The organism is Candidatus Chloroploca mongolica, assembly GCF_004762035.2.
GTDB classification, from domain to species: Bacteria; Chloroflexota; Chloroflexia; order Chloroflexales; family Chloroflexaceae; genus Chloroploca; species Chloroploca mongolica.
The window spans coordinates 1-4,282 of record NZ_SIJK02000131.1 but is presented as its reverse complement, the minus strand read 5'-3'; the positions used below and the strand labels follow the sequence as shown (position 1 = coordinate 4,282).

Annotated in this window: 2 protein-coding genes; both read left to right on the top strand. The window is 62.3% G+C overall.

Translation table 11 applies throughout. The features are described from left to right. Window positions 1–55: 55 nt before the first annotated feature. Window positions 56–1,009 carry a restriction endonuclease subunit S gene (locus EYB53_RS26185; protein WP_371879156.1) on the top strand — a complete coding sequence of 318 codons (954 nt, stop codon included), beginning with the start codon at window positions 56–58 and terminating at the stop codon, window positions 1,007–1,009. Window positions 1,010–1,116: 107 nt separating this feature from the next. Then, a partial coding sequence (locus EYB53_RS25005) for a tetratricopeptide repeat protein (RefSeq protein ID WP_135482292.1) occupies window positions 1,117–4,282 on the top strand: 3,166 nt, incomplete at its 3' end.

Here is a 4,282-nt window from a genome sequence, read left to right as displayed (position 1 = left end):
GCGGCTGGTTGAGCATTTGTCCGAATCACCTCAAGAAATAAGCGAACGGTAAGTTATCTGTAATCCTGAAGTAGTCTATAACGAGTGGCTTGCCTTTTGGATTAAGCACCACAAGAACATTTTAGAAGAACGATCCTACGGGGTGACGTTCAAAGAGCTTTCCAAGTCAAATTTTAAATCTATAGAGCTAAACCTCCCCCCCCTCGCCGAGCAGCGCGCCATTGCCGCAGCGCTGCGGGCGGCGCAGGCGGCGGTGCAGGCCCGGCGGCGCACCATCGAGTTGGAGCGCGAGCGCAAGGCTGCGCTGATGCAGGCGCTGTTTACCAGGGGTACGCGCGGCGAGCCGACGAAGCTCACCGAGATCGGCGAGGTGCCGCAGGGGTGGGAGGTGGTGCAGCTTGGCAGCCACTGCGAGTTCCTCCAGTATGGCACTTCAAAGTTCTGTGATACTGACGCTACGGGTATCCCAGTTCTGCGTATCCCAAATGTCATTGCTGGGCGGGTAGACATCTCCGATCTGAAATACGTCAAGCTCCCTAAAAAAGAGGCCGACGGCTTACGCCTCGCCGTCGGCGATCTCATCTTCGTGAGAACAAATGGAAATCGCGAGTATACAGGGCGTTGCGCGATGTTTAGGGGAGAGCCTTCCGAAGCTCTCTTTGCCTCTTATCTGATTCGCGCACGAGTCAAGACAGAATTTTTCATACCTGAGTTTGTGCAACGCTACACGATGACCGCTCCTGGTCGGTCGTTCCTCAGCGGACGCTCCTCCAATGCTGCTGACGGGAAGTACAATATCAATACGCAGACCATTCGAGGGGTAATGATACCTCTTCCCCCCCTCGCCGAGCAGCGCGAGATCGCCGAGGCGCTGCGGGCCTGCGATGCGGTGATCGCGGCGCTGGAGCAGGAAGCGGCGCTGCACGAGGAGTTGTTCCGGGCGCTGCTGGAGGAGTTGATGACGGGAAGGGTGCGGGTGGTATCGCCAGGAGCCCTGGTCGAGCCATAACGCGGGCGAGCGCAGGGCGTGGCGAGTTGGTACAATAGGGGTGACGAAAGGATGCGATCGTCACGCGGTTGTTCTGGTACAAACGAATGTCTATTGGCAGATGAACTATGGAACTAACACTCACCATCCAAGCCGATACGCAGGTTGCGGTTCATTGCAATGGTCAGTTGTCGCATGTTTTTGATCTGCTACGCCTGGTTCCCGATCCGGCTGTAGCGGGACGCCCGCCCCACCCGCTGGATGATGCCAAGGCGTACGGCCAGGCGCTCTATGCGGCGTTGTTCCCTGCTGAATCAGCAGCGCTGCAGGCACGTGCGACCGGGCCTGCGCGATTGTTGCTGGTGGCTGATGCCCAAACGGATGCCATTCCCTGGGAGTATGCCTACGGGCCGGATGGCTTTCTGGTGCTGGATGTGACATTGGTGCGTGGCTTGCCGTCGGCACAGCGCATCCCGCCGCCAACGCTCGACGGCGGCTTGCATATCGTCGCCGTGCCGTCTAATCCGCTCGACGCAGACGTTCTCCCGCTTGATATTGACGGCGAGTGGCAACGGCTGAAGGAAGTTCTTCAACAAGTACCGGCTGCCTTGACCTTGGAACGCACTCGCCCGGTGACACTAGAGCAACTGCGGCGGTTGGTAAGCGGACAACGCAATCGGGTGATTCATTTTATGGGGCACGGCGGACGAAGCGACAAGGGTGCGATCCTCCTTTTTGAGCAACAAGACGGCGGCCTCGCGTCCGTCACGGCCAAGGACTTCCTGCGGCGCACGAAAGGCACAACCTTCCTGGTCTTGCTCAACGCTTGTGTGAGTGCTACCCCCGGCGAAACCGAGTTCGCCAACCTCGCGGCTGCGCTTGTTCGCCAGGGGACGCCCTATGCGCTCGGCATGCGCTTTAGCATCGTCGACAACGATGCCCGTACCTTCTCGCGGGTCTTCTACAGCGAGTTGGCGCGCAGTTCGACGGTTGAAGAGGCCGTTCAGCAAGCCCGCCTAGAGTTAGCCAACAGTCCACATGCCTGGGCCATTGGCGTGCCGGTGCTCTATACCGCACTCAGTGAGCCAACCGGCGGCTTTGCGACGAGCGCCGGACAACTGACGCTCCGTGAACACCAACCGCCCCTTGATCTGCTGGCTTTGCCGCGCACCGAGGGCGTCTTCCAGGGTCGTCAGGAGGAGTTACGCGCCGTCGGTGCGCGGCTGACCGCCGACAGCCGCCCACGTCTGCTCACTATTCACGGCATTGGCGGGCAAGGAAAGACCGCCCTGGCCCGCGAGGCCGTTGAGCGCTTTGCCCACGCCTTTCCCGGCGGTGCCTTGGCTCTCGCACTCGAAACGCTCCCCGCACGCGAGAGCGTGATCCAGAGCATCGCTACCCTTCTCGGCATGGTGACTGAAAAGGGTGCCGAACCGGATCTGCTTGAGCATGCAGTGCTTACCCGCCTGGGCCAGTTGCGCACCTTGCTGGTGCTCGACAACGCCGAAACACTGGTACAGGCAGCCCAGGCCGACCAACCCGAAGCTCAGCAGCTTGCACAATTGCTCCGCGAACAGCTCCCACCAACCGTATGCTTGTTGGCGACATCCCGCGAATACCTGGGTTGGGGCGGTGAAGAAGGATTGCCGCTGGGTGGATTAGACCATCGTTATGGCGCACGACTATTTCAACAGCACGCCACGCATCGTGCCGATGCCGTTCACCTTGCGGAAGCTGAAGCGTTGAGTGCCAACGTAGACGGCCATCCCTTAAGCCTACGCCTGCTCGGTGGTGCCTTCAACGACCTGAGCACCCCACTGACCGATTTTATTCAGAACTATGCCGACTATCTTCTCGAATCGCAGGATCGCTACCGCCACGCCGACCACCGCCAGCGCTCGCTCTACCAGAGCATTGACTTCAGTGTACGCTTTCTCGATGCGGGCTTGCGCAAGCTGCTCAGCGGGCTCTGGATCTTCCACGCTCCCTTTCTGCCCGAGATCGCCAAAGCAATCTTCGACCCCGCTACAGAAGAACCTGAAGGGCACGACTCGCTGGTCTACGACCAGTTGTACCGCTTGGCTCAGCGTAGTCTCGTCGAGCGCGATCTCGTCACGACGCGTGAGGGAACCACGCTCTTTTATCGCCTCCATCCAACGGTGCGCTTGTTTAGCGCGCAGCACATGGAATCTTCCATTGACCGGGAAGATTTGTTGCAGCGCTACGGTAGCGCCTACGCCGATCTGGCGCGTACCCTGTACCAAGGCATCAATCGCAGTGCCGCACTGGTCGTCATTGCTCAGCTTTGCGCGCACGACCTGGATCAGGGCATAGCGCATGTCGTTCCCCCAGCGCAAGGGTGGTATCAGTTACACCGTGGCTGGATCGCCCAGCGCCTGGGGGATCGGCGCAACGGGATCGTTTTGACTGAGCAAGCCCTGGCTGCCGCCGGTACAGATGATCAGGATCTGAAACGCCTCGCCTTGAACGGCATGGCGATGGTGTACCAGCAGACGGGGCATCCGCAGCGGGCCTTGGCGCTTTTGGAGCAGGCGCTCCCCTTGACGCGCGAAGTGGGCGACCGGGCCGGCGAGGCCGCGACGCTGCACAACATGGCGGGGGTGTACGGTGCCACGGGACAGCCGCAGCGGGCCTTGGCGCTCTACGAGCAGGCGCTCTCCCTGCTGCGCGAAGTGGGCGACCGGGCCGGCGAGGCCGCGACGCTGACCAACATGGCGGGGGTGTACCAGGACACGGGGCAGCCGCAGCGGGCCTTGGCGCTCTACGAGGAAGCGCTCCCTCTGAGGCGCGCGGTGGGCGACCGGGCCGGTGAGGCGACGACGCTGCACAACATGGCGATGGTGTACCAGCAGACGGGGCAGCCGCAGCGGGCCTTGGCGCTCTACGAGCAGGCGCTCTCCCTGCTGCGCGAAGTGGGCGACCGGGCCGGCGAGGCCGCGACGCTGACCAACATGGCGGGGGTGTACCAGGACACGGGGCAGCCGCAGCGGGCCTTGGCGCTCTTGGAGCAGGCGCTTCCTTTGAGGCGCGAAGTGGGCGACCGGGCCGGCGAGGCCGCGACGCTGACCAACATGGCGGGGGTGTACCAGGACACGGGGCAGCCGCAGCGGGCCTTGGCGCTCTTGGAGCAGGCGCTTCCTTTGAGGCGCGAAGTGGGCGACCGGGCCGGCGAGGCCGCGACGCTGACCAACATGGCGGGGGTGTACGGTGCCACGGGACAGCCGCAGCGGGCCTTGGCGCTCTACGAGGAAGCGCTCCCTCTGAGGCGCGCGG